The following is a 26,547-nucleotide window of genomic DNA, read 5'->3' on the forward strand; positions in this document are numbered from 1 at the left end:
GGATCGAGACCATCAAGCCCTACCGCCCGCCGGAATAGGGCCCATACTGGAATCACGATGAGTAAATCCTCCGCGCCCCGGCGCCACCTGCCCACCAGCCCCTTCGCCGCACCCGTCGTCCCCGTGGCCAAGGAGTTCAGCCTCGGAGACCGCGTCTCCCACGACCAGTACGGCCTGGGCACGATCGTCGGCGTCGAAGAGGGCATCGCGATGCTCGTCGACTTCGGCGCCCGCCAGGTCCGCGTCCTGAGCCCCTACACACGGATGGACCGGCTCTGACTCGCACGCACTGACGTAACACCCCGGCCCGCCACCTCAGCCCGCGGCAGCCCCACCACAGGTTGCCGGGGCCGCGGTGCGCGTGGGTCGGGATGGCCACAACAAGGTTGTGGAAACGGTCGACGGAGTCGTCGACGCTGCGGATGAAGCCCGTTCGGCGTTGCCACGGGTGTTCCCGATGCCCCGGAAGAGGGACAGCCGGCCTTCCGGCCCAGTTCGCCGCCGAGCCCCAGTCGCGTCGCGGCACCTCATATCGCCCGTCCGGGTTTCCGGCCATCGGTTCGTCCCCATTGTTCCGGGCTCCGAGTGGTTCCCGTTGTTCCGGGCTCCGAATGGTTCCCGGCTCCGAACGGACCGCGGTACGTGGTCGCCGCCGCGGGCCTCAGCCCTGTGTCGGGGCCGGAGACTTCCCCGCCAGGACGTCCTTCAAGCGGTTCGTGCCCGCTTCGACCGCCTGCTCGGTGGATTGGTGTTCGGTACCGGAGAGGCCGCCGTTGGTGAGGGAGAGGGCGCTGTCGCCGACCCGCACGGCGGCGAAGTCGAGCGTCAGGGTCTCGGGGTCGCCCTCCAGCTCACCGCTCATCGTCACCTGGAGGCCCTGGCGGGCGTCCCCCACGTCGGGCAGATGGGTCGAGATGACCTGGACGGTCTGCTTGTCGCCCTTGCCGTTGACGGCCGTGAACTGGTCACAGATGTCCGGCAGCGTGCTCAGCCATTTCAGCTGTGCGTCCAGCGAGCTCTTCCCGTACGAGGCGACCTCGTAGCGCATCTGGGCGTCGTTGTCGCTGTCGTCGAAGCCGGTGACGGCACTCGCTCCCTGCGGCTTGCCCAGCAGGTTCTCGGAGTACAGACCGTCCAGCAGTTTCTGGCACTGCTTGGCGTTCGCCTTGTCGGTGACGAAGGCCGCCTCGTCGACCTTGCTCTTGAGCAGCGCGTCGTGCCAGGCCGCCACGCCCTTCGACTCGTCCCACTGCGACCCCAGGTCGGAGTTGGTGATCAGCGCGGTATGCGCCTCGGTCTTGGTGAGCGTACGGACGGAGGCGGAGGGCGAGGGTGACGCGGCGCCCGGCTCCTCGGCGACGGGCGAGGCGGGGACGGTGGACGTGGCGGCAGGGGTCGCGGGCGAGCCCGTACGGCCGGAGCCGCCGCCGTCACCTCCGCCGTTCGAGCAGGCGGCCGTCGAGAGCAGCATCCCCGCGGTCAGGGCGGACGCGAGGAGACAGGACGGACGGTTCATTCGAAGGCCTCCCGAGGACGGTCCCGAGGTCGGGCTGTGTCCCCCACGCCATCACCGGCCAGGGCCTCCCACCAGCCCGCGGGGCCGTCCGGGTGAGTGCGGCGCGCGGATGTCACCGGGCCGTTGCCGGGTGCCCCCGGCCGGTACCGGACGGGATCTGCCAAAGTGGAAGGTGATGCACGCGCCCCAGGGAAGCACCATGAGCCCCACCGACCGGTTCGACGACGACGATTACCCCGCCTACACGATGGGCCGCGCCGCCGAGCTGATCGGCGCGACCCCCGCGTTCCTGCGGGCCGTCGGAGAGGCCGGGCTGATCACGCCGCTGCGCTCCGAGGGCGGCCACCGTCGTTACTCCCGCAACCAGCTGCGGGTCGCGGCCCGTGCCCGGGATCTCGTCGACCAGGGCACGCCCGTCGAGGCGGCCTGCCGGATCGTCACGCTGGAGGACTGCCTCGACGAGGCTCTGCGGATCAACGCGGAGCTGCGCGGGTCGACACCGCAGGACGCGTGAGTGGCACGTCAGAGGCCCTCTCAGGCCGTTTCTCGGCCGGTTGCGGGATATCTGCTTCGGCCGATACAGAATTTGGTGCACGGGCCCGCGAGGTTTTGATATTCCCCGCGACAGGGTGAGATAGTGCGCCCCCTTCGAGGCCCGCAGCGTGCTACTGTCGATTTCAGTTGCAGTTGTGGTTCCCAAAGTTTTTCCGGTGCATTCCGGTTGGGGTAATCATCACGGCGACGCAGGTCCACACAGTGTGGACCTTCGAGCTTTGCCCCGAAGGAGATTTGACATGGCTACTGGCACCGTGAAGTGGTTCAACGCGGAAAAGGGCTTCGGCTTCATCGAGCAGGATGGCGGCGGCGCCGACGTCTTCGCTCACTACTCGAACATCGCCACCTCTGGCTTCCGTGAGCTCCAGGAAGGCCAGAAGGTGACCTTCGACGTCACGCAGGGCCAGAAGGGCCCGCAGGCGGAGAACATCGTCCCCGCCTAGTCTGGGACACCGGATGGCCGGCGTCCGCACCGCAAGGTGTGGGCTCCGGCCATCTGTCTTTTGCGGTCATTGAAATTGCGATGAATTTTCGGCGTCTCTTGCCCACTTTCGGCGGCGCCAAACTCGGCTCATCGGTTCGACCGCGCCGAACGAATCGGGCGATGCCCTCCGCTCTTGATGCGGATGTCGGCGCCGACCTCGATGCGGATGCCGGCAGCGACCTTGACGCCGATGGCGACGGCGGGCCTGACGGCGATGGCGACGGCGGGCCCGATCACGATGGCGCCGATGGCGTGAGCCCGGTTGCTACACCGCCAGGACCGCTCGGACGGTCTTGCCGCCCAAGCCCGTACTGACGACCTCCAGGCTGTGGGCGAGCTGCTGGACCATGGCCAGGCCTCGGCCGCTTTCCGATTCCGCGTCCAGCACGCCGACCTGCGGACGCCCGGGACTGTCGTCGTGGACCTCGACCGTCACCCGCCCGTGCCCCAGTTGCAGACGCAGCCTGCAGCCGCTGCGGCCGTACCGTACGGCGTTCGCGACGAGCTCGGAGGCGATCAGCGTGGCGTCGTCCACCTGGTCCGCGGTCGGCGACGCGAGCCGTGGCCGTGGCCGGGTCAGAAACGCCGTGGTCAGTTTGCGGGCCCTGCCCGCCGAGACGGCCGTACGCGGCAGTGTGTACTCCACGCGGGCGGTCGGTCGGACGGTGCGCTGGTGCGCACGCATGACTGACACCTCTCTTTCCCCTCCCAGGACAACCAGCACCGGCCGACGGCTCCGTCCCCGTCGACCGGGACCCCGCGCGAAACGGTGCGCGGCCGGTCCTGCCTTCGGGTGATGCCCCACCCGGGCGATCGGCAACCAACGACCTACGTCACAAAGCCGCGACGGGCCCCGAACGGGCGGTTCAGCGACCCGAGTCGAGCAGGTGGAAGTCGTCGTAGTCGAAGCCGGGCGCCACCACGCAGCTGACCAGAACCTCCTCGTCGCCGGCCGGGCGGGCGGACTGCCAGACGCCGCCGGGGACGAGGACCTGGGGGCGCTCCCCGGCCTCGACGCGGGGGCCGAGGCGGACAACCTGCGGTGTGGACTGGGGAGTTGTTCCGTCGCCGCCGAGCAGCACGTCGAGCGGGCCGCCGCGATGCCACAGCCAGAGTTCGTCGGAGCGGACGGTGTGCCAGGCGGAGGTGTCGCCGGGCGCGAGGAGGAAGTAGATGGCGGAGGCGGCGGCGCGGGGGCCGGGGTAGCCGTCGGGCCGGAAGGCCTGCGGCGCGGTCCAGGTCTCGACGAACCAGCCGCCCTCCGGGTGGGGTTGCATGTTCAGGGCGGCGGCCAGTTCCGGAATCCCGGTCTCAGGAGAGGTCACCCCCTGCCTCTATCACGCGCCGGAAAGGGGTTCAACCAACTCCCGGTGGACACGCGTATGTCCGCCAGGGGGCCCTCCCGGCCGGGAGTAGTACCGGCGGCCGTTTCGTTCCCCGTTCGGGCGGACAGCGCCGGGTCCGCCCGGACGTGGAGCGCCGCCGGCGGCCGCCCCGGACAGGGAGTCGGCTCCTGGTGGCGGACAGGCCCTACGGCCTGTCTGACCGTTCCCGCCGGGGCCGCGACGCCTGGCACCGCACGTCGCCGCGTTGTCGGGCACGCCCGAGTACGCCCGGTACGAGGGCGACCCTCCGCCTTGCGCTGCACGGCACCGGACGCCGCGGCCTGATCCGACGCGAAGTGTCAGACAGGCCCTAGGCCGGATAGGCGTGCGTCTGGGCCGCCTTCACCGTGGCCCAGACAGCGGCGCCCGGATGCAGGTCGAGTTCCGCCGCGGCGACCGTCGTCAGGTCGGCGGCGAGCGGGAGTTCGCCGGTGAGGTCCGCGCGGATCTGGTCGCCGTGCGTCTCCAGGCCACCCACGCGGCACTGCCACAAGTTGCGGGCGCTGGAGCCGGTGGGGCGGTGGCGGTGGAGCGTGACGGCGCTCGGCGGGAAGGCCACGAAGACGGGTCCGTCGAGCGTCTCGGTCGTGGTGATCGCCGGGCCCGCCTCCAGCCGAACGGTGTGGCCCTCGGCCTCGCCCCGGTAGAGGTTGAGGCCGACGAGCTGAGCGATGTAGTCGGTGCGTGGCCTGCGGGCGATGTCCGACGGGCTGCCCTCCTGGACGACCCGGCCGTCCTCGACGACCACGAGCCGGTCGGCCAGCACCATCGCGTCCAGCGGGTCGTGCGTCACGAGGACGGCGACGGCCTCGAAGTCGGCGAGATGGTGCCGGAGTTGGGCGCGTACCTCCAGCCGCGTACGGGCGTCCAGCGCGGCGAGCGGTTCGTCGAGCAGCAGCAGCCGGGGACGGGTGGCGAGGGCGCGGGCGACGGCGACCCGTTGCGCCTGCCCGCCGGAGAGCCGGCGCGGTTTGGCCCCGGCGTGGTCGGCGAGGCCCATGCGCTCCAGCCACGCGGCGGCCTGGGCCCGCGCCTCCGCCTTGGGTACGCCCTGACAGCGCGGCCCGAAGGCGACGTTGTCGAGGGCGGACAGGTGCGGGAAGAGCAGATAGTCCTGGAAGACGACGCCGACGGGGCGGGACTCGGGCGGCGTCCGGTCGAGGGAGGCGCCGTCCAGCCGCAACCGGCCGCCCTCGGACAGCGGGGTGAGCCCGGCCAGCGCGCGCAGCGCGGTGGTCTTGCCCGCGCCGTTGGGCCCGAGCAGCGCGACGACGTCACCGGGAGCGGCGGTGAGTTCGATGTCGAGGCGGAACGAGTCGCGCTGGACGACGAGACGGGCGTCGAGGCCCTTGTCGGACGGCGCGGCCGTGGCCGCCGGGGTCGCGCCGGTCATGACGCGATCACCTCACCCTCGTGGAGACGTCCTGCGTGGCAGTCACCCTCGTAGGGACGTCCGGCGTGGCAGTCGCCCTTGTAGGGACGTCCGGCGTGACAGTCACCCTCGTGAGGACGTCCGGCGTCCTGCTTGATCCTCGTGGGGATGCCCGTCATCACGCCGCCGTCATCCAGCGGTCCCGCAGCCCGGCGAGAACCGCGATCGACACCACGAGCAGGACGAGGCTCAGCGCGATCGCGGCGTCCGGGTCGCTCTGCAGGGCCAGGTAGACGGCCAGCGGCATGGTCTGGGTACGGCCCGGGAAGTTGCCCGCGAAGGTGATCGTCGCGCCGAACTCGCCCAGTGCGCGCGCCCAGGCCAGGACGGAACCGGCGGCGATGCCCGGCGCGATGAGGGGCAGCGTGACCCGGCGGAACGCGGTGAAGCGCGAGGCGCCGAGGGTCATGGCGGCCTCCTCGTAGCGCGGGTCGGCCGCCCGCAGGGTGCCTTCCACGCTGATCACCAGGAAGGGCATCGCCACGAAGGCCTCGGCCACGACCACCCCGGCCGTGGTGAAGGGCAGCGTGATCCCGAACCACGAGTCGAGCAGCTTCCCGACGAGTCCGTTGCGGCCGAGGGCCAGCAGCAACGCGACGCCGCCCACCACCGGGGGCAGTACGAGCGGCAGTGTGACCAGCGCCCGGACGAGCCCGCGCCCGGGGAACTCCGTGCGTGCCAGCAGCCAGGCGAGCGGCACCCCGAGCACCAGGCACACCGCGGTGGCCGTCGTGGCCGAGAACAGGGACAGCTGGAGGGCCTGCCAGACCTCGGGCTTGGTCAGCTGTTCCGGCAGGCTGCGCCAGGGCGCCCGGACGAGCAGCGCGAGAAGCGGGAGGAGCAGGAAGGCGAGCCCGACGAGGGCCGGCAGCAGGAGGGGAAGTGGCACTCCGCCACGCACCCGGCCACTCGGTCGGCCCCGCGTCCGGCCGCGTTCGAGCCGCGGCCCACCCGTGAGGGTGTCGGCCGGGGCGTCGGACTTGTCGAGCGAGGTCACGGGATCACTCATGGCTTCAGGAGACGGGGTCGGGGCGTCCGCTTCAAGGGGCGGGCTTCACGGGGTACGTGCCGGGAAGCGCGCCGGGAGGCGGATGGACGGAGGAGACGGGCGCCAGAGGCAGGTGCCAGGAGTCGCTGTCAGGAGTCGGCGCCAGGCGGCGGTGTCAGGACGTGGGCTGCAGGAAGCCGGCCGCCGTCAGCACCTTCTGGCCTTCCGCGGACCGCACCAGCTCGATGAACGCCTTGGCGGCGGCCGCGTTGGGCGCGTTCTTGAGCAGGGCGATCGGGTAGTCGTTGATGGCGTTGGCCGACTCGGGGAACTCCACGCCCTCCACCTTGTCACCCGCGGCCTTCACATCGGTCTTGTACACGACCGCCGCGTCGGCCTCCTTCAGCTCCACCTTGGTCAGGGCGCTCTTGACGTCCTGCTCGTAGGAGGCCGGGGTGAGCTTCAGCCTGCTCGCGTCCAGCGACTTCTGCGCGGCGGCACCGCACGGCACCGTCTTGTCGCACAGGACAACCTTGAGGCCGGACTCGGTGAGGTCCTTCAGGGAGGCGATCTTGTCCGGGTTGCCGGGCAGGGTGGCGATCTCCAGCTGGTTCCGCACGAAGGTGGCGGGGGCGGTCGCCGCGTCGTTCCTGTCGGTCACGATCGCCATCGTCTTCGGGCTGGCCGCGGCGAAGACGTCCGCCGGTGCACCGCCCGTGATGCTCGCGGCGAGGGAGTCGCTGCCGCCGAAGCTGAAAGTGACCTTGGTGCCCGGGTGGACCTTCTCGAACTCCTGACCGAGGGCCGTGAAGCTCTCCTTCAGGGAGGCGGCGGCGAACACGGTCACGGTGCCGGAGAGCTTCGGCGCGGAGGACGCCGAGGCCGACGACTTCGTCTTGTCGGAGGAGTCGGACTTGTTGTCGGAGGAGGAGCAGGCGCTCAGGGCCAGCAGCGCGGCGGCACCGACGCCGGCCACCTGCAGGGTCCGGGTGGTGCGGCGGGTCCGGCGCGCGGATCGGGTCGTCACGGATCTACTCCCTCGGAAACTCTGGGGCTCGCTGAAGCCTCCGTCGTGATCTTCAGTCATGAGCTCACGTTCTGCTCACGTTCTGCTATGCACTGATCATACTTCCGCATATGCGAGCTGTAAGTCTCCTGTCGCATCGCATGAGCTGTGCGTACAGCCTTCGGATGTACGCATGTGCGTTTGTACGGGACCGCCCGCTGGGTGGGCCGGGCGGATCCGGGCCCCTGCCCGTGCGGCCGGGGTCGGGGTCGTGAGCCGACTGCCGGGGTCGTGACAGGGCCGTCCCGCGTCTGCGACCCTGCCCGCCTACGGGAGGTGGCGCGTGCTGCTGCGTCAGCTGGAGTATCTGGTCGCGCTCGCCCGGGAGCGGCACTTCGCGCGGGCGGCGGCGGCCTGCTTCGTGTCGCAGCCCTCGCTGTCCGCCGCGATCCGCCGGCTCGAACACGAGCTGGACGTGCCGATCGTGCGCCGTGGCCGACGGTACGAGGGGCTGACCCCGGAGGGCGAGGTCGTACTGGCCTGGGCACGCCGGATCCTCGCCGAGCGGGACGCCCTGCGCCAGGAGCTGTCGGCGCTGCGCGGCGGCCTGACCGGCACCCTGCGCCTCGGCATCGTGCCCACCGCGCTGCCCGCCGCGTCCCTGCTCACCACCCCCTTCTGCGAGCGCCACACGCGGGCCAGGGTCAGCCTGGAGTCGCTGTCGTCGGCGCAGATCACGCACGGGCTCGCCGAGTTCGAGCTCGACGCGGCGATGACGTATCTCGACGACGACGACCTGCGTCACGTACGCCGCTTCCCGCTGTACGAGGAGCGGTATGTGCTGCTCACCCCGGTGGACGGTCCGCTGGCCACCGCGGCGACCGCCCGCTGGTCGCAGGCGGCCGGTCTCCCCCTGTGCCTGCTGAGCCCGCGGATGCGCAACCGCCGGATCATCGACGAGTGCTTCGCCGCGGACGGCGCGCGGGCGGCTCCGGCGATCGAGTCGGACACCGTCGCCGGGCTGTACGCGCAGCTGCCCGGAGGCCGTTGGTCGAGCGTGATCTCGCACGCCTGGCTGCACATGTTCGGGGTGCCGCAGGGGATGCGGGTGGTGCCACTGGAGGGTCCCGCGCACGGACCGCGGGTCGGCATCGTGGTCGCACGGCACGAGCCCGAATCGGTGCTGGCGCAGGCGCTGTTGAAGGTGGCCCGGGAGGCGGGGGTGCGCGACGCGCTGGACTCGCTGCTGAGGGCGCATCTGGGGGAGGCGGGTTCATAGCCCGTGGCTATCAGCACATAGCAACGTTCGCTTTGACCAGTGCATTTGACTCCGAGGATGGTGACAACACCTTCCGAACAACGGAGTTGAGGAGAGCCGCGACATGGCCAAGGTGCTCTGCGTGCTGTACGACGACCCGGCCGACGGATACCCGACGACGTACGCCCGGGACGACCTCCCCGTCATCGACCACTACCCCGGCGGCCAGACCGCGCCCACCCCCAAGGGGACGGACTTCACCCCGGGGCGGCTGCTCGGCAGCGTGACCGGCGAACTCGGGCTGCGCCGCTTCCTGGAGGAGCGCGGTCACACTCTGGTCGTCACCTCCGACAAGGACGGCACCGGATCGGTCTTCGACCGGGAGCTGCCCGACGCGGACGTCGTCATCTCGCAGCCGTTCTGGCCCGCGTACCTCACCCCCGAGCGCATCGCCGCCGCGAAGAACCTGAAGCTGGCGGTCACGGCCGGTATCGGCTCCGACCACGTCGACCTCGACGCGGCCATCACGCACGGAGTGACGGTCGCCGAGGTGACGTACTGCAACAGCATCAGCGTCGCCGAACACGTGGTGATGATGACGCTCTCGCTCGTCCGCAACTACCTGCCCGCGCACCAGGTGGTGCTCGACGGCGGCTGGAACATCGCGGACTGCGTGGCCCGTTCGTACGACCTGGAAGGCATGCACGTCGGCACGGTCGCCGCCGGAAGGATCGGTCTCGCGGTACTGCGGCGGCTCGCGCCCTTCGACGTGAAGCTCCACTACACGGACCGCCACCGGCTGCCGGAGGCCGTCGAGCGGGAGCTCGGGCTCACCTTCCACCCGACCGCGGCCGACATGGCCCCGCACTGCGACGTCGTCACCATCAACGCGCCGCTGCACCCGGAGACCGAGGGCCTGTTCGGCGACGAGCTGCTGGCCACGATGAAGCGCGGGGCGTATCTCATCAACACGGCACGGGCCCGGATCGTGGACCGGGACGCGATCGAACGAGCGCTGGTCAGCGGGCAGTTGGCCGGGTACGCGGGCGATGTCTGGTATCCGCAGCCGGCGCCCGCCGACCACCCGTGGCGCACCGTGCCGCACCACGGGATGACCCCGCACATCTCGGGGTCCTCGCTCTCCGCGCAGGCCCGCTACGCGGCGGGCACCCGGGAGATCCTGGAGTGCTTCCTGGACGGCACCCCGATCCGCGACGAGTACCTGATCGTCGACGGGGGCGCGCTGGCCGGGACGGGAGCCCACTCGTACTCGACGACGGTCTCCTGAACACGGCGGCCGTTCGTATGCGACGACGGTGTCCTGAACCGGCGGCCGCTCGTCATCGGCGACGGTCTTCCTAACCGGCGGCCGCTCAGGCGCGGTCGATGTGCACGTTGGTCGACTTGACCCTGGCGGTGGCCTCCACACCGACCTCCAGGCCCAGTTCCTCGACGGCTTCCCGGGTCAGCAGCGAGACCAGCCGGTGCGGTCCCGCCTGGATCTCCACCTGGGCCGCGACATCGCCGAGTTTGACGGCGGTGACGATGCCGGGGAAGGCGTTGCGGACGGACGTGTAGGAGGTGACGCCCTCCTCCCCGCCGGTGCCGGCCAGCTCCACCGAGAACGCGGCGAGATCGCGCCCCTCGATGAGGCGTCGTCCGCTCTCGTCCCGATGCGTGGTCACCCGCCCGGCGTCCGCCCAGCGCCGGGCGGTGTCGGGGCTCACCCCGAGGAGCCGGGCGGCCTGGCCGATCGTGTAGGACTGCATACGCGCGACGATAGGCAGGCGGTCCTCGCAGCTGCAAGCCGAACCCGGGGCGCGGCGCGAGCCGTTCTGAGCAGGGCGGCAGCCGTTCCGAACAGGACGGCAGCCGTTTCGGACGGGGCGAAGGGCCCTGCCCGGACCGTTGCCGCCGTCAGTCGAGCCTCGGCACTCCCGAATGCTCCACCTTGATGTGCCCGGCCCAGAATGTGGCGAAGGCCTTCTTGATGATGGGCTCGGCCTTCGCCGGGGAATCGACGCCGAAGATCACATAGCCGTTGACGTCGGGGCCCACCGTGTACAGCTTGAACCGGCCGTCCCAGCGGTCCATGTCGTGGCTGATCCGGTCGACCAGTGCGTAGGTCTGCTGCTGGGTGACGTCCGTGTCGTGGATCCGCACCTTCACCCCCTTGATCGCGTGACCGCAGATGTCCGCGTCGAACGCCTTGGACGGGATGCGGTACACGTTCACGGCGTTCCCGCGCTCGTCGACCGACACTCCGGTGAAGACGGTCTTGTAGCGTGTCCCGCCCTTCTTGTCGGCGTAGATCGTCACCCGGAGCGGGGAGGACTCCCTGCCGGGCAGGCTGTGCGCCGGCCGGGTGCCGGAGCACACGGTCGTGTGCTCCGCGACGGGTGTCCGATCGCTTCCCGCGTCGGCGTTCGACCCCTGAACCGTCATGAGTGCCACGGCAGTTACCGCCACGACGCCGCCGCTCGCCCTGATCCTGCTTCGCTTGTTCATGTTCCTCCCCGTCCGCCATCCGGTGGTACGGGGACGCGGCAGACGCCGCATCCGTTCAGCGGGAACCGCAGGGCCAGTCCGCCCCTCCTACCAGTCGTACGCCCCCGGGTGGCTCGGAGAGGAGCCTTCGTTGGCCCGTCAGCTGTCCCGCCGCAGATTCATCGTCCACACGCTGGCGGCGTCCACCTTGACCGTCGCCGCGCCGCTCGGCTGCGACGCCTCGCCCGCGGAGGGTGCCGAGCCCGCCGCGGGACCCTCCGACGTGCTGGTGACCGGCACCGACGACGAGATGCTGGTCCTGGAGGTCACCGCGGCCAACAAGGTCGTCGTCCGGCTGCCGAGGGTGGAGGTCGGCCAGGGCATCACCACCGCGGTCGCCATGATGATCGCCGAGGAGCTGGACGCCCGGCTCGCCGATGTCGAGATCCCGCTCGCCGAGGCCCGGAAGAGTGGCAACCAGTTCACCGGCGGCTCGAACTCGGTCGGTTCGCTGTATGGGCCCGCCCGCGCGCTGGCCGCCACCGCGCGCGCCAAGCTGGTGACCGCCGCCTCCCGGCGCTGGCACCTACCCCCGAAGACGCTGCGCACGCGGGACACCATGGTCGTCGCGCCCGACGGCCGTACCGCCACGTTCGGATCGCTGACCGCGGCAGCCGCCCGGATCCACCGGCCCGCCGTGTCCACCGATCCCAAGCCGGCCTCCCGGCACCGGGTGATCGGGCGGCCGACCTCCCGCATCGACGCGCGGGACATCGTCACGGGCAGGGCGAAGTACACCGGCGACCTGGCGGTGGCCGGGGCGAAGCCGACCGTGGTGGCCCGGCCGCCGACGCTCGGCGGGAAGGTCCGCTCGCTCGACGACCGGGCGGCCCGCGCGCTGCCCGGCGTCCACGCCGTCGTCAGGATCGAGGGAGGGGTCGCCGTCGTGGCGGACACCTTCCACCACGCCTTCAAGGCCCGGGACGCCCTGCGGATCACCTGGTCGCCGGGCCCGCTCGCGGCCCTGTCCGACGCGGCGGTACGAGCCCGGCTGCGGGCCGCGGTCCCGCCGCTCGGCCCTCCGCAGCTCGGCACCCTGCAGGTGGGCGGCGAGTTCGAGTTCGCGTTCGTCGGGCACGCCCCGATGGAGGTGCTGACCGCGGTCGCGGACGTACGGGCGCACAGTGCCGAGATCTGGTTCTCCTCCCAGACGCCGATGGACGCGCGCGACACGATCGCCTCGGTGACCGGGCTGCCCGCCTCGAAGGTCCGGGTCCATGTCCTGCGCGGCGGAGGGTCGTTCGGGCGCCGGCTCACCTACGACGCGGCCGTCGAGGCGGCCCTCGTCTCCAAGGAGGCCCGCCGTCCGGTGAAGCTGATGTGGAGCCGTAACGACGACATGCGGCACGGCCGGATGCGCCCGGCCAGCCACCACCGCATCCGGGCCAGCCACGCGGGCGGCCGGGTGGTGGCGTTCACGCACATGACGGCGTCGGTGAGCGAGTCGTACGAGAAGCCGGGCGTCACCGCGCAGGGCGGTGTCACCACCATGGGCGCCCGGGCCGGCGGACCGCTGCCCAGCGACAGCGGGCTCTACAACTTCGGCCGTGTGTCCGGCGATTCGGGATCGGTGGGTCTCGCCATGCCGCTGGGCGCCTGGCGTTCCGTGGACTCCGGGACCATGCGCACCGCGGAGGAGATCGTCGTCGACGACATCGCCCGGAGCCTCGGCCGGGACCCGGTGGCGTTCCGGCGGACCACACTGCGCGGCAAGGCGGTCAGGGCCGTGCTCGACCGGGCGGCGGAGGCCGGACACTGGGGCCGGACCATGCCGGACGGGCACGCGCAGGGCGTGGCCGTGCACGAGGAGTACGGCTCCTGCGTGGCCTGCCTGGTCGAGATCGACGCCGTCGACCCGAAGAATCCGCGGGTCACCAAGGTCGTGATGGCCGCCGACGTCGGAACGGCCGTCAACCCGCGCGGACTCGAGGCCCAGCTCATGGGCACCGCGATCGACGGCATCTCCACGGTGCTCACGGCCGGCCTGCACCTCGACGCGGGCGCCGTCCGCGAGGGCAGCTTCGCAGACTTCCACTGGGCCCGTCAGCGACACGCCCCGCTGCACTTCGAGGCGCACATCATGCCCTCCGGAGGAGACCCCGGAGGGGCCGGTGAACTCGGTGTCCCGGCGGCGGCAGGCGCGGTGGCCAACGCCTACGCCCGTGCGACGGGGACCCGCCCCCGCCGCTTCCCGATCAACTTCTGAGATCTCGTTCCCACCCCTTCCGGCCCCCTCCGACCCCTTCCGAGAACTCCGTCCGACCCCCTTCCGAGACCCGTTAGAGGTGCAGGTACCGATGCCGCTCCGGAGAGAGTGCTGATGCCGTCCTACTCGTTCGTCCTCAACGGGAAGCAGGTCACCGTGGAGGCACCGGCGGACATGCCCCTGCTGTGGGTGCTGCGCGATCTGCTGGACGTGACCGGGCCCAAGTACGGCTGCGGTGTCGGTGTCTGCCGGGCCTGCACCAGCCATCTGGACGGCGCGGAGATCCAGCCCTGTGTCGTCCCGGTCGCGGACTGCGTGAACCGTGAGGTCACCACCATCGAGGGCCTCGCCGACGGCGACACTCTGCACCCCGTCCAGCAGGCCTGGCTCGACTGCGACGTCTCCCAGTGCGGCTTCTGCCAGCCGGGCCAGATCATGGCCGCCGCGGCGCTGCTCAAGAGGACGGCGGACCCCACGGACGCGGACATCGACCGCATCGAGAACGTGTGCCGCTGCGGCACGTACTTCCGTATCCGCGAGGCGATCAAAAAGGCTTCCGCGCAAGGCGGTTGAGGGAGTCGTGCGCAGACCTGGGGGCGGGACCACGGCCGTACGGCGACGGTCGCGGTCCCGTGGGGAGGGTCGTGCCGGGATCAGCGGCCGCGGCCCCCGGCGGCCGCGTAGGCGCGCAGGAAGAGCGCCTCGACCTGCGCCATGTGCTCGATCTCGGAGGGGTCGACGCTCTCGTCGGGCGCGTGGATGAGGCAGCGGGGTTCCTCCACGCCCATGAGGATGATCTCCGCGCGGGGGTAGGTCTCGGCGAGGATGTTGCACAGCGGGATGGAGCCGCCCTGCCCGAGGACGGCCATGGGCTTGCCGTAGACCTCGTTCATGGCGCGGCCGAGCGCGGTGTAGGCGGGGCCGTCGGTGGCCGCCCGGAAGGGGGCGCCGGTGCTCTCGTCCTCGACGGTGACCCGGGCTCCCCAGGGCGCGGCCTCGGTGAGGTGCCGGGTGAGGGCCGCGCGCGCCGCCACCGGGTTCGTGCCGGGCGGGACCCGCAGGCTCACCCGGGCCCGTGCGGTGGGCGGTACGGCGGCGGCGGAGCCGACCACCGGAGGGCAGTCGATGCCGAGGACGGTGACGGCGGGGCGGGCCCACAGCCGGTCGGCGACCGTGCCGGTGCCGGTGAGACGGACGCCGTCCAGCACTCCGGCGTCTGCGCGGAACTGCGCCTCGTCGTAGTCGACGCCCTCCCAACCGCCCTCGCAGTCCAGGTCGTTGACGCGGGTCGCGCCGGTGGCCGGGTCGCGCAGGGTGGCGAGTATCTGGATCAGCGCGGCGAGCGCGTCCGGGGCGGGGCCGCCGAACATGCCCGAGTGCACCTCTCCGGCCAGCGTGTCGACGGTGACGACGACATTGGCGAGGCCGCGCAGGGTGACGGTGGCGGTGCCCGTGCCGACCTCCGCGTTGCCGGTGTCGCACACCAGCAGCGCGTCGGCGAGGAACTGCTCCGGGTGCTGGGCCACGTAGCTCTCCAGACCGCCCGTGCCCTGTTCCTCCGACCCCTCGGCGACGAACTTCAGGCCGACCGGGATGTCGTCGCCGAGCGCCCGCAGGGCGGTCAGGTGCATCACGATGTTGCCCTTGCAGTCCGCGGTGCCGCGCCCGTACCAGCGGCCGTCGCGCTCGGTGAGGGTGAAGGGCGGGGTGGTCCAGGCGTCGTCGTCCAGCGGCGGCTGCACGTCGTAGTGGCAGTACAGCAGGACGATGGGCGCGCCGGGCGGCGGCGGGCGGTGGCCGAGGACGGCGAGGCTGCCGTCGGGCGTCTCGGCGAGGTGGACGTCGCGCAGGCCGACCTCGGTGAAGGCGTCGGCCACCCATTGAGCGGCCCGGTGGCATTCCTCGGGCGGGTACTGGCGCGGGTCGGCGACGGACCGGATGGCGACCAGTTCGGCCAGGTCCGTCCTGGCCCGGCCCATCAACCCGGCGATTTTCCCGGCGAGTTCGGACACGGTCACCGCCTCACCGCGTCGTCGGTCTTCAGGGTGCCGAGCTTGTCCTGGATCTTGTCCAGCTTGTCCGGACAGTAGATCTTCAGGATCGTGGCCTCCGCCTGGAGTGCCCTGCCGTCGCCGATGACGGGCCGCCGGCCGACGAAAGCGGCGCCGTTCGACACCTTGATCTCCCACAGGGCCGACTTGAGGGCGCCGGCGAACTGGCACCACACGGCGAGGAAGCCGAGCGGTTTGGGCAGCCCTTGGCTCACCCGACGGTAGACACCGCCGTTCCGGCCCGAGGCGAGCTCCGCGGAGACCAGGGCGGTCGGCAGCGGGAACACGATCGCCGGGACCAGGCAGAGGAACACGCAGGCCGGCCCGTACAGCGCCATGGTGGGAGCGGCCCGCAGACTCGCCGGCGACGCCGTCGTCATCAGCGCCAGGGTCAGCCAGGTGAGTCCGGGCGCCGCCGGGATCGTGGCGTGCGCGGCCCGCGCCGATTGCCGTGGCGCGCCGGCGGGCATGCCCATCGAGCTCATCGGACCCCTCCCGGTGCATGGGTCGAAAGCGATGAGGCCAGCCTCCGCGCGGGTGACCGGCGGTGCGCGGCGGATGATCCGTCCGGGTGAGCCTCGGCTCTCGCGGGCCCGCTGGGTCCGGGTGAGCCTCGGCCCTCGCGGGCCCGCTGGGTCCGGGTGAGCCTCGGCCCTCGCGGGCCCGCTGGGTCTGGGCGGGCCTCGACCCCCGTGGGCCCGCGGCCTTCCTCACCCGTCCGGGTGGACACCGGTTCCCGCCCTGTCCGGGCCCTTCTCACCTGTCCGGGTGGACACCGGTCCTCGCCGTTCCAGCGCCTCCCCGCCCGTTCGGGCGGACCGGACATCGGCACGTCCACGACGGGTACGGCCACGGCCGTGGACGACTTCGTCGATGTGCCCTGACGATCCGCCTCGGGCCGGCCCCTGGGCATCCGGAGCCGGCCCGGACGGTCACCAGCCGGTCAGCAGAAGGTGGTTGAGGAGCAGGGCCAGGGTGGCCTGGGCGATGAGCCAGGCACGGGGCCGGGGGAGGAACGCTCCCGCCGGGAGCATCCACATCACGAACGGCAGCCAGATGCGCTCGGTCTCCGCCTTGCTCATACCGGAGATATCGGCGACGAGGAGGGCGAGCAGCGCCCCGATGACGAGGACGGCGAGACGCGGGGCAGTGCCGACGGCAGGGCTGGTGTCCACGGCGGCCGCGCCGGACTCCGGCTCCGTGCCGGGGGCGGCGCCGGGGAGGTGTTCCCGCGCGGTGCCGGTCCGGGGGGCCGGACCCGTGGCGGCCGGGTCCGTACGGGAACCCTGACGCGCGTCCGCGCCCAGGCCCGTCTCCGTGGCGGCGCCCGCGCCCCGGCCCGTACCCGAGACCGCCGCGACGGCCGCGCCGACGGGAGCCCGAGGCACGTGCGCCGTCGCGCTGCCGCGTGCGGAAATCGCGGATTCCTCCGGGGACTGGGTCGTCGACCCGGGTGCGGGAGACCGGCCCTCCGGTCCGGGTGCGGTCCGGAGCCGTACCGGCGCCGCTCCGATCCGTACGACCGCCGCCCCGGCCCTGCGCAGACCCGCCACGGTCGCCGGTCCCGCGATCAGCACCGTGCAGGCGAGATTCGCCCAGACCCAGTAGCCGTACGGCCGGATGCCTCCCGCCCCTTCGTAGTAGCGGGTCACCAACAGGCGGTACGCCTCCCACCAGTTGAAACCGAGCAGGGTGAACACCATCGGTACGACGGTGAGTCCGGCCAGGGCGTACGGGAGCGGACGGAGCCTGGAGCGGCGCCCGAGCAGCAGGACGGCGCAGGCGATCACGGAGATCAGGGTCAGCCCGTACGAGAGATACGCGGTGAGGCCGAGGAGGAGACCGGAGGCGAGGCCGGCCGTCCGCGGCCGGTGTCCCGTGACCGCGAGGGCGAGCAGGGCGAGGGCCCAGGCGGCGACGGCCGCGAAGTAGCCGTCCGCCGAGGTGCCCATCCACACGGCCGCCGGGGCGAGGGCGAGGAAGGGCGCGGCGCGGCGCGCGAGAGCCTCCCCGGCCAGGAGGCGCACGGTGACGAGCACCGCCACCCCGGCCGTCGCGCCGACGGTGATGCACCAGACGCCCGCCCAGGCTCCGCCGCCGAGCCCGATCCGGTCGAGGAGGACGAAGGTGAGGGTGGCGGCCGGCGGATGTCCGGCGATGTGCGCGGGCCAGTGGTCGGGGGACTGCAACAGGATGTGGTGGGTGAAGTCCCGCAGGGTGGCCGGGATGTCGTGGAAGCGGTCGACCGGCGAGATGACCTGGAGATATTCGTACCGCGCGGTGAGACGCCGGGCCACGCCCCGCTCCCAGCCGTCGATCAGCGCGAGGGAGAACGTCCACACCGTCGTCGTGCCCCACACGGCGAGGAGCAGCCACCGCCAGGGCAGCCGGGCGGCGAGGAGAGGTCCGTACGCCACGACCGCGACGGCCACGGCGATCGCGGCCGCTGTGCCGGGTCCGACGTGCGGCCCCCAGCGCCCGTACAACGGCGCGGCGCTGACGAACAGCGTGCCGTCGCGGTGCTCGATGACATAGCCGACGATCACGGCCGTCAGGACGAGCAGCGCCGCGGCCAGGGCGGCGGCCAGATCACGGACGACGGCCCGGGGCCGGTCGCTCAGCAGCGCGCGGGAGAGGTCGGGGGACCGGGCCTGGGACCGGGCCTGGGACCGGGCCCGGGACAGGACCCGTGCCAGGCTCCGGGGAACTGCTCGGGGAACTGCCCGTGGAGGAGCCGGGGGAAGAACCCGGGAGGGGTCTTCGGGGCGGTCGCGAGGCAGATCGCGGGGGAGATCGCGGTTCACCCCTGCACGCTAGGCCGGGAGGCTCCGGCAAGCGGGGCCACTGTGGTTGACGTCAGAGTTTCGTCATGGTTTGAGAACCCGTTCGGGGGGTGCCCCCGGCCTACGGTCGGGGCATGCCACGGTCTCCCTCGTCACCCGCGTTCTGGCGCAGCCCGCTGCGCGGTCCCTGGTTCACCTCCGTGCTCGGCGTGGTGCTGCTCGTCGGGATCACGGTGCTGTTCGTGACCGGGCTCCTGTCGTACGCGGCCTACAACCCGAACCTCTCGCCGGTGAACGACAAGACCCCCGACAAGGGGATCCTCGGGTTCTACCTCTTCAACTGGCCGACCGGTCCGGTCTGGCTGTACCGCCTCACCCAGGGCATCCACGTCACGCTCGGCGTCGCGCTGATCCCGGTCCTGCTGGCGAAACTGTGGTCGGTCGTACCGAAACTGTTCGCGCTGCCGCCGGCCCGCTCGCTCGCGCACGCCCTGGAGCGGCTCTCGCTGCTGCTGCTGGTCGGGGGCGCGCTCTTCGAGTTCACCACCGGCGTGCTGAACATCCAGCTCGACTACGTCTTCCCCGGCTCCTTCTACACGCTGCACTTCTACGGAGCCTGGGTGTTCATCGCGGCGTTCGTGACGCACGCGGTACTGCGGGTGCCGACGGCTTTGCGCAACCTGCGTCACATCCGCACTCCCAGCCCCCGGCCGGGGTCGGCGAGCGCATCGCCGGATCGGGCGAGCGGCCTGCCCGGCGCGGGTGAACCGGCGCGCCCCGAGGACGAGTTGGTGTCCCCGGACCCGCTGCCGCCCACGGTCTCGCGGCGCGGGGCCCTCGGATTCGTCGGCGGCGGCTCCGTGCTCCTGGTCGCCACCTCGGCGGGCCACAGCTTCGACGGGCCGCTGCGTGCCACGGCGCTGCTGGCCCCGCACGGCGGCGCCGAACCGGGCTCCGGACCAGGCGGCTTCCAGATCAACAAGACCGCCGCGTCGCGTGGCATCACCGCCACGGAGTCCAGCGAAGAGGCCTGGCGTCTGGTCGTCACGGGCAAAGGCCGGACGGTCCGGCTGAGCCGCACCGAACTCCAGCAACTCCCCCTGTTCAGCGCCGCGTTGCCCATCGCCTGTGTCGAGGGCTGGTCGACGTCCGACCAGTGGTGGCGGGGCGTGCGGCTGCGGGATCTGGCGGGACTCGTCGGCTACGAGAAGGACTCGGCCCCCGACGTACTCGTGGAGTCGTTGCAGCGGCACGGGGCGTTCCGGGTGGCCGCCCTGCGGGACAACCAGGTGCGCGATCCGCGTTCCCTGCTCGCCCTGTTCGTCAACGGCGAGGCCCTGACCCCCGATCACGGCTACCCGGCGCGGGTCATCGTTCCGGCCGCGCCCGGCGTGCTGAACACCAAATGGGTGGCCCGGATGACGTTCGGAGACCTGTGATGCGACGCTTTGACCTGCGGCGACTTGACCCACGGCACTTTGATCTGCGGCGACTTGAGCTGCGACGACGGCTTGAGGCGCTGCGCCCGGCGACGCGCCCCCGCCTCGGCCGGGACCTGATCGGCAGTCCCTTCCAACTCCTCCTGCTGGCCTGCTCGTTCGCGCTCGCCGCCTACGCGGGGGTGCGGCTGCTCACGGCCGACTGGTCCCGGGTGGCGCTCTGGTTCGTGGGTGCGGCGGTGCTGCACGACCTGGTACTGGTGCCGTTGTACGCCTTCGCGGACCGGGCCGTCTCGGAGGCGCTGGACGCGACCGGTCACCGGGACCGGACGATGTACGTCCGTGTTCCGGCGGCCCTCTCCGGTCTGCTGCTGTTGGTGTGGTTCCCGCTGATCAGCGGGCAGGTCGCCGACCACTACCGGTCGGCGACCGCCCTGCCGGCCGACGACTTCCTGGCCCACTGGCTGCTGATCACGGCGGTGCTGTTCGCGGGTTCCGCGCTGCTGCTCGTCCTGCGGTCCCTCCGGGCGTCCCGCCGCGGCCCGTTGCGCAGGGCCACGAAGGAACGTCCGCCCGCCGCCCACTGAGCGTCGGCGCGCCATCCCCCGCGCGCCGCGTGCCGGAGCAGGGCCGGAGTGCCGAGCCGCGCCCACGGGAAGGCGCCCCGGTCGCCCGACGCGCCCTGGGCACCGCCCTCGCCCTCGCTCCTGGACTCGCCCTTGCTCTCGCCCTCGCCCTCACTCCCGGTCTCGGTCTCGGTCGCACGGTCGTCCGCGGTGTCGTCGTCGGTGTGCGCGGCGCGGACGATGCGGACGTCGACGCGTTCGTCGACGTCCGCGCCCGCCACGGTCTCGGCGATCAGCAGGCCGCCGGGGGCGAGAAGCTCGGCCGTGCGACGCAGGAGGGCGGCCGGGTCGCCGCCGATGCCGATGTTTCCGTCGACGAGCAGGGCGGTGCCCCAACGGCCCTCGCCGGGGAGCGGCTCGAAGACGGACCGGTGCAGCGCCTGCCCGCCGAGTCGTACCGTGCGGGCGACGGCGGCCTCGCTGACGTCGATGCCGAGTGCGGGGCGTCCCCGCGCCGCGAGTTCCGCCACCAGCCGGCCCGGCCCGCACCCCACGTCGAGCACGGCGCCCTCGCAGTACGCCAGTACCTGCAGGTCCACCGCGTCGGCGCGGGCGCACCAGCGCTCCACCTCCAGGGGAAGCAGCCAGCCGTCCGTCCGCCGAAGGAACAGCGGCCCCCGACCGGCGCCCAGCGCGTCGGCATAGGGATCAGCGGCCCATGACCGCGCGGCCCGCCCGGACAGGGCGCCTATGCCGGTCCCGCTCCCTCTTCCGGCTCTGCTGCCGCCTCCGGTTCCGGACCCAGTGCCGGTCCTGGTCACGGCCTCTGCCGCGGTCGGGCCCTCTGCCGCGGTCCGGCCCTCGATCCCGGTCCCGGCCTGACTCCCAATCCCAATCCCGGTGCCGGTGCCGGTGCCGGTGCCAGTGCCGGTGCCGGTCGGCGTCGGCGTCCCGTTCGCGGTCCTGGTCCCGGCCCCCGGCCCGCTCCCGGTCTCGGCGACGGGCACAGAGCTCCGTGCCGCGCTCATACCTCGCGCGGTCGTCCCGCGTGCGCCGCTCATCGCCCGGCACCCCGCTGCCCGGCGACCGGGCCGGTATCCCCGCCGGTGCCGATTCCGGCCGGGATTCCGGCGGCTTGCACGGCCTTGAGCCCGGCGATGAATCCCGAGGCCTGGTCGGCCGTTGCTCCCGAAGTCTGTCCGGGGATCGGCCCCGGCATCCGCCCCGGGACCGGCCCGGTCGCGTCCCCCGCGGACGGTCGGGGACCTTGTCCGGCGACCGGTGCGGCCACCGCCCGGAGCCGGGTCAGCTCCGCCGCGAAGAACCCTTCGGGCGCGGCCGTCGCGACCGCCGTCGCGTCGGCGGCCGTGTCGACGTCCCGCAGGCGGGGCAGATCCCGTACCCGCAGCCCGGCCCCGACGAGGCGTTCCCGCTGCACGGCACCCGTGGTGTGCGTCGACATCGGTACACCCCGCAGGAGTTGGGGGTCGGGTTCGGCGAGGCCCAGTGCCCAGAAGCCACCGTCCTCGGCCGGCCCGAAGTACGCGTCGCAGTCCGCGAAGTCCACCGTGAGCAGGGCGGGCGTCACCTGGGGCGTGTCCATGCCGATGAGCAGCGCGGGTCCGTAGCAGCCCGCGAACGCGGCGGCCAGCCGCTCGTCCAGAGTGCCGGCGCACTGTCGTACGACGTCGAAGCCGGCCGGAAGCCAGGGGCCGGGCGCCCCTTCGAGCACGAGGACCCGGCGTCGCGCGGGCGTCGCCGCCACCGCGCGCAGGGTGTCCACGAGGGCCGCCTCGGCGAGCGTCGCCGCTTCCCGGGGGGTGAACGGCGGTGTGAGCCGGGTCTTCACCCGTCCAGGACGCGGTTCCTTGGCGATGACGAGCAGGGTGACGCTCACTGGACGGTTCCTCCTCGGGACGGTGCGAGGGCCGACGCCGGTGCCGGCGCTGGGACCTGCACTCCGGCCTGCACTCCGGCCGGTGCTCCGGTCGGGGCCGCTGTCTGGGTCTGGGTTCCGGGCTGGGTTCCGGTCCGAGCCGCCGTCTGGGACAGGGTTCCGGTCGGGGCCGCCGTCCGGGCCTGGGTTCCGGGCTGGGTTCCGGTCGGGGGCGCCGTCCGGGTCTGGGCCGGGGAGTGGGGCCGGCCGGGGGACGGGGCCGGGGCGTGAACCCGGACGGGCGTGGGCGGTTCGGCCAGGACGCGGCGCATGTCCCGTACCGCCTGCCAGGTGCCGCGCCACGTGCCGGTGACCTTGGAGACACCGGTGCGGGCCAGATACGGCACGTCGTGCTCGGTGACGCGCCAGCCGGCGTCGGCGGCGCGGACGACCATCTGGAGCGGATAGCCGCTGCGCCGGTCGGTGAGCCCGAGCCCGAGCAGCGCCTCGCGGCGGGCCGCACGCAGCGGACCGAGGTCGTGCAGCCGCAGGCCGGTGCGGCGCCGGAGCATCCGAGCCAGCGCGATGTTGCCCGCACGGGCGTGCGCGGGCCAGGCGCCGCGCCCCTGCGGGCGGCGCCGGCCGAGTACGAGGTCGGCCTCGCCGGCCCGGACCTCGGCGACGAACGGCAGGAGCAGGGCCGGGTCGAGGGAACCGTCGCAGTCGCAGAAGCAGACGATGTCCGCGGTGGCGGCGGTGAGCCCGGCGTGGCAGGCGGCGCCGAACCCGCGACGCTCCTCACGCACGACGGTCGCGCCGAGCGCGCGGGCCAGTTCCGCGGAGCCGTCCGTGGAACCGTTGTCCACGACCAGCGCGCGCCAGCCGGGCGGGATCCGGGAGAGCACCCAGGGCAGGGCGCCGGACTCGTTCAGACAGGGAAGGACCAGGTCGACGTCCGGGTCCGGTACGGGAAAGGTCGTCACGGGCTTCACCTTACGAACGCGAAAGGGGTATACCGGACTTCATGTCCTTACGAAACTCGGACGTCGGTCTCGACGAGCCGCACCGGACCAGGCCGGGTGGGACGCTGGATTCATGCATCAACCGCACGAATCCCCAGGTGCCGGACCTGCCCCGAGCGTGAACGGGGGGCCGGGGCCGGTGGCGAGCCCTCACCCGGGGACCGGCCCGAACACCCACCTGGGGACTGCCCCGAGCCCTCACCCGGGGACTGCCCCGAACACCCGCCCAGGGACTGCTCCGAACACCCACCCGGGGTCCGCCGCGAGTCCTCTCGGAGAGACCGCCGCGGCCCCTCGCGCGGCGACCACCCGGGTCCTCGTCGTGGACGACGACCCGACCGTGGCCGAGGTCGTCTCCGGGTACCTCGACCGCGCCGGGTATCTCGTGGACCGCGCCGCGGACGGCCCCGCCGCGCTCGCCCGGGCCGCCGCGCACCGGCCCGACCTGGTGGTGCTCGACCTGATGCTGCCGGGCATGGACGGCCTGGAGGTGTGTCGCCGGCTGCGCGCCCAGGGGCCCGTGCCGGTCATCATGCTCACCGCGCGCGGCGACGAGGACGACCGGATCCTCGGCCTGGAGGTCGGGGCCGACGACTACGTCACCAAGCCGTTCAGCCCGCGGGAACTGGTCCTGCGGGTCGAGTCCGTCCTGCGCAGGACCCGTCCGGCGGCCACCGCGCGCCCGCTGCACGCCGCCGGTCTCACCATCGACCCGTCGGCCCGCCGCGTCACCAAGAACGGCACCGAACTCGCCCTCACCCTGCGCGAGTTCGACCTCCTCGCCTTCTTCCTCCGGCACCCCGGCCGGGCGTACGCCCGCGAGGACCTGATGCGCGAGGTGTGGGGCTGGGACTTCGGCGACCTGTCGACGGTCACCGTCCACGTACGCAGGCTGCGCGGCAAGGTGGAGGACGATCCGGCACGGCCCCGCCTGATCCAGACGGTGTGGGGCGTGGGCTACCGCTTCGACGACACGGAGGCGGCGGCCCGGCCCGCCGACGCCGGACAGACCCACTCCACGCCAGAAGAAGCGCCAGAGGAAGCGCCAGACGAAGCGCCCGAGGTAACGCCCGAGGTAACGCCCGAGGAAGAGGCCCGCTCGTGAACGACGTACTCGTCATGGCCCTGTTCGCCTTCCTGGGCGCCGCCGCGGCCGGCCTGCTCGGGGCGGGCGCGCTCCGGCTGCTCCGGCGCCGCTCGCTCACCGCGTCCCTCGCGGTCGTCGCCGCCGTCGCCGTCTGCGCGATGCTCGCGGGAACGCTGGCGGTGGCGTGGGCGATGTTCCTGTCCCCGCACGACCTGAGCGTGGTCACGACGGTCGTCGCCATGGCGGCCGTCGTCTCGCTGGCCACCGCGCTCCTGCTGGGCCGCTGGGTCGTGGCCCGCAGCAGGGCGCTGACCCTCGCCGCCCGCTCCTTCGGCGACGGCGGCGACTTCGCGGCTCCCGAGGGTCCGGCGACCGCCGAACTCTCTGCGCTCAGCCGCGAGTTGGCGGCCACCAGTCGCAAGCTGGCGGAGTCCCGCGACCGCGAACGCGCCCTGGAGACCTCGCGCCGCGAGCTCGTCGCCTGGATCTCGCACGATCTGCGCACCCCGCTCGCCGGGCTGCGCGCGATGTCCGAGGCCCTGGAGGACGGCGTGGCGGCGGACCCGAACCGCTATCTGCGCCAGATCCGTACGGAGGTCGAACGCCTCAACGACATGGTCGGCGACCTCTTCGAACTCTCCCGGATCCACGCGGGCGCCCTCGCCCTGTCCCCCTCCCGCGTCTCCGTGTACGACCTCGTCGGTGACGCCCTCGCGGGAGCGGATCCGCTGGCCCGCGAGCACGGCGTGCGTCTGGTCGGGAACCGCATCGAGCAGGTGCCGGTCGAGGTGGACGGCAAGGAGATGAGCCGCGTGCTCGGCAATCTCCTCGTCAACGCGATCCGCCGTACGCCCGCCGACGGCACGGTCGCGGTCGCCGCCGAACGCTCGGACGTGGGCGTCGTCCTGTCCGTCACCGACGGCTGCGGAGGCATCCCGGAGGAGGACCTCCCGCGCGTCTTCGACACCGGCTGGCGCGGCTCCCACGCCCGTACGCCTCCCGCCGGAGCGGGCCTCGGCCTCGCCATCGTCCGCGGCATCGTCGAGGCCCACCGGGGCATGGCCGCCGTGCACAACGTCCCCGGCGGCTGCCGCTTCGAGGTCACCCTCCCGATGGCCGGGGTGTGAAAGACGCCCCGGCCTCTCGGCCGGGGCGTTCGTTCCCTGAGATTCGGCCGGGGCGTCCGCCACCGAGGGCCCTGGCCGGGGCGTCCGCCACCAAGGGTCCTGGCAGGGGGTGCGCTCCCGGAAGTGCTACTCCCCGCGCAGCGGGGCCGTCGCGAACTCCCGCATTCCCTCGGTGAATCCGATCTCCGCCTTCCACCCCAGCTCGGCGCGCAGCCGGGCCGAGTCCGCGGTGATGTGCCGTACGTCCCCGAGCCGGTACTCCCCGGTGACGACCGGCTCGGGCCCGCCGTAGGCGTCCGCCAGGGCCCGCGCCATCTCTCCGACCGTACGGGGCTCGCCGCTGCCGGTGTTGTAGACGGTGAGGGCGCCGTCCCGCGAACTCGCCTCCAGGGCTGCCACGTTGGCGGCGGCCACATCTCCCACGTGGACGAAGTCCCGCCGCTGTCCGCCGTCCTCGAAGACGCGCGGGGCCTCACCGCGGGCGAGCGCGGACCGGAAGAAGGAGGCGACGCCCGCGTAGGGGGTGTCGCGGGGCATCCCGGGGCCGTAGACGTTGTGATAGCGCAGCGACACCGCGACGCCGTCCGTCGAGCGGGCCCAGGCCGCCGCGAGATGTTCCTGGGCCAGTTTGGTGGTCGCGTACACGTTGCGCGGGTCGACGGGCGCGTCCTCGCCCACCAGACCCGGCGTCAGTTCCTCACCGCAGCGCGGGCACCGCGGCTCGAAGCGCCCCGCGTCCAGATCGGCGACGGCCCGCGGCCCCGGCCGCACCACCCCGTGCCACTCGCACGCGTACCGTCCCTCCCCGTACACGACCATCGACCCGGCGAGCACGAGCCGCCGTACCCCCGCGTCCGCCATCCCGGCGAGCAGCACGGCCGTACCGAGGTCGTTGCGCGACACATATTCGACCGCGTCGCCGAACCCGACGCCGAGGCCCACCATCGCGGCCTGATGGCACACCGCGTCCATGCCGTTCAGCGCTGCAGCGACGGCCTCGGCGTCCCGCACGTCGTGTCCGTCCCGCAGGTCGAACACGGTCGCCTCATGCCCCCGCGCGCGCAGCGCCGCGACGACCTGACCTCCGATGAACCCGGCCCCGCCGGTAACCAGTACACGCATGTCACGAACGCTAGAACCGCGACCCCGTCCGCCGGCACCACCACGCCCACCACGTCACTGCTCCGTAAGACCTGGGTCGACGGCCGGACCCGGGCCG

23 protein-coding genes and 3 pseudogenes are annotated in these 26,547 nt (G+C 72.6%); 10 read left to right on the forward strand and 16 right to left on the reverse strand.

Features of this window, described 5'->3' with window-relative positions:
- The first annotated feature begins 57 nt into the window (after window positions 1-57).
- Window positions 58-279: a hypothetical protein gene (locus ACZ4N5_RS01750; protein ID WP_037614735.1), complete on the forward strand. Its 222-nt coding sequence runs from the start codon at window positions 58-60 to the stop codon at window positions 277-279.
- Window positions 280-661: 382 nt separating this feature from the next.
- On the opposite strand, the gene ACZ4N5_RS01755 is transcribed toward ACZ4N5_RS01750, so the two are convergent.
- Window positions 662-1,516, reverse strand: coding sequence for a hypothetical protein (locus tag ACZ4N5_RS01755; protein ID WP_467755162.1), 855 nt, complete (start codon window positions 1,514-1,516; stop codon window positions 662-664).
- A 175-nt stretch (window positions 1,517-1,691) separates the two neighbouring features.
- On the opposite strand from ACZ4N5_RS01755, the gene ACZ4N5_RS01760 reads away from it, so the two are divergent.
- Together ACZ4N5_RS01760 and ACZ4N5_RS01765 are read left to right on the forward strand one after the other, a co-directional pair.
- Complete coding sequence (locus ACZ4N5_RS01760) at window positions 1,692-2,030, forward strand: MerR family transcriptional regulator (RefSeq protein WP_389072283.1); 339 nt, start codon at window positions 1,692-1,694, stop codon at window positions 2,028-2,030.
- A 280-nt stretch (window positions 2,031-2,310) separates the two neighbouring features.
- The gene (locus ACZ4N5_RS01765; RefSeq protein ID WP_020871138.1) at window positions 2,311-2,514 is read left to right on the forward strand and encodes a cold-shock protein; all 204 of its coding nucleotides are present in this window, start codon (window positions 2,311-2,313) and stop codon (window positions 2,512-2,514) included.
- Between the two features lie 128 nt (window positions 2,515-2,642).
- Here the strand turns inward: ACZ4N5_RS01765 and ACZ4N5_RS01770 are convergent, their stop codons facing one another.
- The 6 genes from ACZ4N5_RS01770 to modA all read right to left on the reverse strand — a co-directional run bounded on the left by ACZ4N5_RS01770 (window position 2,643) and on the right by modA (window position 7,387).
- Window positions 2,643-2,792, reverse strand: coding sequence for a hypothetical protein (locus ACZ4N5_RS01770; RefSeq protein ID WP_467755163.1), 150 nt, complete (start codon window positions 2,790-2,792; stop codon window positions 2,643-2,645).
- 28 nt (window positions 2,793-2,820) lie between these two features.
- A complete protein-coding gene (locus ACZ4N5_RS01775; protein ID WP_261706541.1) occupies window positions 2,821-3,240 on the reverse strand; it encodes an ATP-binding protein in 420 nt (139 codons plus the stop codon).
- 181 nt (window positions 3,241-3,421) lie between these two features.
- Complete coding sequence (locus ACZ4N5_RS01780) at window positions 3,422-3,880, reverse strand: cupin domain-containing protein (protein ID WP_467755164.1); 459 nt, start codon at window positions 3,878-3,880, stop codon at window positions 3,422-3,424.
- Between the two features lie 370 nt (window positions 3,881-4,250).
- Window positions 4,251-5,333: an ABC transporter ATP-binding protein gene (locus tag ACZ4N5_RS01785; protein ID WP_467755165.1), complete on the reverse strand. Its 1,083-nt coding sequence runs from the start codon at window positions 5,331-5,333 to the stop codon at window positions 4,251-4,253.
- 157 nt (window positions 5,334-5,490) lie between these two features.
- Window positions 5,491-6,381 carry a molybdate ABC transporter permease subunit gene (gene modB / locus ACZ4N5_RS01790; protein WP_467755166.1) on the reverse strand — a complete coding sequence of 297 codons (891 nt, stop codon included), beginning with the start codon at window positions 6,379-6,381 and terminating at the stop codon, window positions 5,491-5,493.
- 154 nt (window positions 6,382-6,535) lie between these two features.
- Window positions 6,536-7,387, reverse strand: coding sequence for a molybdate ABC transporter substrate-binding protein (modA, locus tag ACZ4N5_RS01795; RefSeq protein ID WP_467755167.1), 852 nt, complete (start codon window positions 7,385-7,387; stop codon window positions 6,536-6,538).
- A 322-nt stretch (window positions 7,388-7,709) separates the two neighbouring features.
- Here modA and ACZ4N5_RS01800 point away from each other — a divergent pair, with 322 nt between their 5' ends.
- Both ACZ4N5_RS01800 and ACZ4N5_RS01805 read left to right on the forward strand, forming a co-directional pair.
- Entirely contained in the window at window positions 7,710-8,645 is a 936-nt protein-coding gene (locus ACZ4N5_RS01800) for a LysR family transcriptional regulator (RefSeq protein WP_467755168.1), read from the forward strand.
- Window positions 8,646-8,748: 103 nt separating this feature from the next.
- Window positions 8,749-9,912: an NAD-dependent formate dehydrogenase gene (locus ACZ4N5_RS01805; protein ID WP_467755169.1), complete on the forward strand. Its 1,164-nt coding sequence runs from the start codon at window positions 8,749-8,751 to the stop codon at window positions 9,910-9,912.
- 85 nt (window positions 9,913-9,997) lie between these two features.
- Here ACZ4N5_RS01805 and ACZ4N5_RS01810 read toward each other — a convergent pair whose 3' ends face one another.
- Together ACZ4N5_RS01810 and ACZ4N5_RS01815 are read right to left on the reverse strand one after the other, a co-directional pair.
- Window positions 9,998-10,393 carry a TOBE domain-containing protein gene (locus ACZ4N5_RS01810; RefSeq protein ID WP_355846588.1) on the reverse strand — a complete coding sequence of 132 codons (396 nt, stop codon included), beginning with the start codon at window positions 10,391-10,393 and terminating at the stop codon, window positions 9,998-10,000.
- Window positions 10,394-10,541: 148 nt separating this feature from the next.
- Window positions 10,542-11,132 carry a hypothetical protein gene (locus tag ACZ4N5_RS01815; RefSeq protein WP_467755170.1) on the reverse strand — a complete coding sequence of 197 codons (591 nt, stop codon included), beginning with the start codon at window positions 11,130-11,132 and terminating at the stop codon, window positions 10,542-10,544.
- Between the two features lie 130 nt (window positions 11,133-11,262).
- On the opposite strand from ACZ4N5_RS01815, the gene ACZ4N5_RS01820 reads away from it, so the two are divergent.
- Both ACZ4N5_RS01820 and ACZ4N5_RS01825 read left to right on the forward strand, forming a co-directional pair.
- Window positions 11,263-13,377 carry a xanthine dehydrogenase family protein molybdopterin-binding subunit gene (locus tag ACZ4N5_RS01820; RefSeq protein ID WP_467755171.1) on the forward strand — a complete coding sequence of 705 codons (2,115 nt, stop codon included), beginning with the start codon at window positions 11,263-11,265 and terminating at the stop codon, window positions 13,375-13,377.
- Window positions 13,378-13,491: 114 nt separating this feature from the next.
- Window positions 13,492-13,950, forward strand: coding sequence for a (2Fe-2S)-binding protein (locus ACZ4N5_RS01825; protein ID WP_467755172.1), 459 nt, complete (start codon window positions 13,492-13,494; stop codon window positions 13,948-13,950).
- An 80-nt stretch (window positions 13,951-14,030) separates the two neighbouring features.
- Here the strand turns inward: ACZ4N5_RS01825 and ACZ4N5_RS01830 are convergent, their stop codons facing one another.
- The 3 genes and pseudogenes from ACZ4N5_RS01830 to ACZ4N5_RS01840 form a co-directional block, all read right to left on the reverse strand.
- Window positions 14,031-15,395 carry a M20/M25/M40 family metallo-hydrolase gene (locus ACZ4N5_RS01830; RefSeq protein WP_467755173.1) on the reverse strand — a complete coding sequence of 455 codons (1,365 nt, stop codon included), beginning with the start codon at window positions 15,393-15,395 and terminating at the stop codon, window positions 14,031-14,033.
- A gap of 191 nt (window positions 15,396-15,586) precedes the next feature.
- Window positions 15,587-15,913: pseudogene (locus ACZ4N5_RS01835) on the reverse strand (amino acid permease); the annotation flags it as partial.
- A gap of 447 nt (window positions 15,914-16,360) precedes the next feature.
- Complete coding sequence (locus ACZ4N5_RS01840; protein ID WP_467755174.1) at window positions 16,361-18,232, reverse strand: hypothetical protein; 1,872 nt, start codon at window positions 18,230-18,232, stop codon at window positions 16,361-16,363.
- 113 nt (window positions 18,233-18,345) lie between these two features.
- Between ACZ4N5_RS01840 and ACZ4N5_RS01845 the strand changes: the two genes are divergently transcribed.
- Entirely contained in the window at window positions 18,346-19,650 is a 1,305-nt protein-coding gene (locus ACZ4N5_RS01845; RefSeq protein ID WP_467755175.1) for a molybdopterin-dependent oxidoreductase, read from the forward strand.
- 415 nt (window positions 19,651-20,065) lie between these two features.
- Here ACZ4N5_RS01845 and ACZ4N5_RS01850 read toward each other — a convergent pair whose 3' ends face one another.
- From ACZ4N5_RS01850 to ACZ4N5_RS01860, 3 genes and pseudogenes are all read right to left on the reverse strand, one after another.
- Complete coding sequence (locus tag ACZ4N5_RS01850; RefSeq protein WP_467755386.1) at window positions 20,066-20,968, reverse strand: class I SAM-dependent methyltransferase; 903 nt, start codon at window positions 20,966-20,968, stop codon at window positions 20,066-20,068.
- 530 nt (window positions 20,969-21,498) lie between these two features.
- A pseudogene (locus ACZ4N5_RS01855) lies at window positions 21,499-22,113 on the reverse strand (TIGR04282 family arsenosugar biosynthesis glycosyltransferase); the annotation flags it as partial.
- Window positions 22,114-22,385: 272 nt separating this feature from the next.
- Window positions 22,386-23,084 (reverse strand): annotated as a pseudogene (locus tag ACZ4N5_RS01860) (glycosyltransferase family 2 protein); the annotation flags it as partial.
- Window positions 23,085-23,436: 352 nt separating this feature from the next.
- Here ACZ4N5_RS01860 and ACZ4N5_RS01865 point away from each other — a divergent pair.
- On the forward strand, window positions 23,437-24,219 hold the full coding sequence (locus tag ACZ4N5_RS01865) for a response regulator (protein WP_467755176.1): 783 nt from the start codon (window positions 23,437-23,439) through the stop codon (window positions 24,217-24,219).
- A gap of 14 nt (window positions 24,220-24,233) precedes the next feature.
- Window positions 24,234-25,328, forward strand: coding sequence for a sensor histidine kinase (locus ACZ4N5_RS01870; protein WP_467755387.1), 1,095 nt, complete (start codon window positions 24,234-24,236; stop codon window positions 25,326-25,328).
- A 126-nt stretch (window positions 25,329-25,454) separates the two neighbouring features.
- On the opposite strand, the gene ACZ4N5_RS01875 is transcribed toward ACZ4N5_RS01870, so the two are convergent.
- Window positions 25,455-26,450 carry an NAD-dependent epimerase/dehydratase family protein gene (locus ACZ4N5_RS01875; RefSeq protein ID WP_467755177.1) on the reverse strand — a complete coding sequence of 332 codons (996 nt, stop codon included), beginning with the start codon at window positions 26,448-26,450 and terminating at the stop codon, window positions 25,455-25,457.
- Window positions 26,451-26,547 lie beyond the last annotated feature (97 nt).

This window comes from Streptomyces sp. NPDC026500 (assembly GCF_055567635.1).

What these genes read in the sequence shown, in the direction of transcription:
- ACZ4N5_RS01760 (WP_389072283.1), top strand. Translation starts at nt 1,692, where the DNA reads ATGCACGCGCCCCAGGGAAGCACCATGAGCCCCACCGACCGGTTCGAC.
- ACZ4N5_RS01810 (WP_355846588.1), bottom strand. Translation starts at nt 10,393, where the DNA reads ATGCAGTCCTACACGATCGGCCAGGCCGCCCGGCTCCTCGGGGTGAGC.
- ACZ4N5_RS01785 (WP_467755165.1), bottom strand. Translation starts at nt 5,333, where the DNA reads ATGACCGGCGCGACCCCGGCGGCCACGGCCGCGCCGTCCGACAAGGGC.
- ACZ4N5_RS01815 (WP_467755170.1), bottom strand. Translation starts at nt 11,132, where the DNA reads ATGAACAAGCGAAGCAGGATCAGGGCGAGCGGCGGCGTCGTGGCGGTA.
- ACZ4N5_RS01825 (WP_467755172.1), top strand. Translation starts at nt 13,492, where the DNA reads ATGCCGTCCTACTCGTTCGTCCTCAACGGGAAGCAGGTCACCGTGGAG.
- ACZ4N5_RS01845 (WP_467755175.1), top strand. Translation starts at nt 18,346, where the DNA reads ATGCCACGGTCTCCCTCGTCACCCGCGTTCTGGCGCAGCCCGCTGCGC.
- ACZ4N5_RS01755 (WP_467755162.1), bottom strand. Translation starts at nt 1,516, where the DNA reads ATGAACCGTCCGTCCTGTCTCCTCGCGTCCGCCCTGACCGCGGGGATG.
- ACZ4N5_RS01775 (WP_261706541.1), bottom strand. Translation starts at nt 3,240, where the DNA reads ATGCGTGCGCACCAGCGCACCGTCCGACCGACCGCCCGCGTGGAGTAC.
- ACZ4N5_RS01875 (WP_467755177.1), bottom strand. Translation starts at nt 26,450, where the DNA reads ATGCGTGTACTGGTTACCGGCGGGGCCGGGTTCATCGGAGGTCAGGTC.
- ACZ4N5_RS01805 (WP_467755169.1), top strand. Translation starts at nt 8,749, where the DNA reads ATGGCCAAGGTGCTCTGCGTGCTGTACGACGACCCGGCCGACGGATAC.
- ACZ4N5_RS01765 (WP_020871138.1), top strand. Translation starts at nt 2,311, where the DNA reads ATGGCTACTGGCACCGTGAAGTGGTTCAACGCGGAAAAGGGCTTCGGC.
- ACZ4N5_RS01870 (WP_467755387.1), top strand. Translation starts at nt 24,234, where the DNA reads ATGGCCCTGTTCGCCTTCCTGGGCGCCGCCGCGGCCGGCCTGCTCGGG.
- ACZ4N5_RS01750 (WP_037614735.1), top strand. Translation starts at nt 58, where the DNA reads ATGAGTAAATCCTCCGCGCCCCGGCGCCACCTGCCCACCAGCCCCTTC.
- modB (WP_467755166.1), bottom strand. Translation starts at nt 6,381, where the DNA reads ATGAGTGATCCCGTGACCTCGCTCGACAAGTCCGACGCCCCGGCCGAC.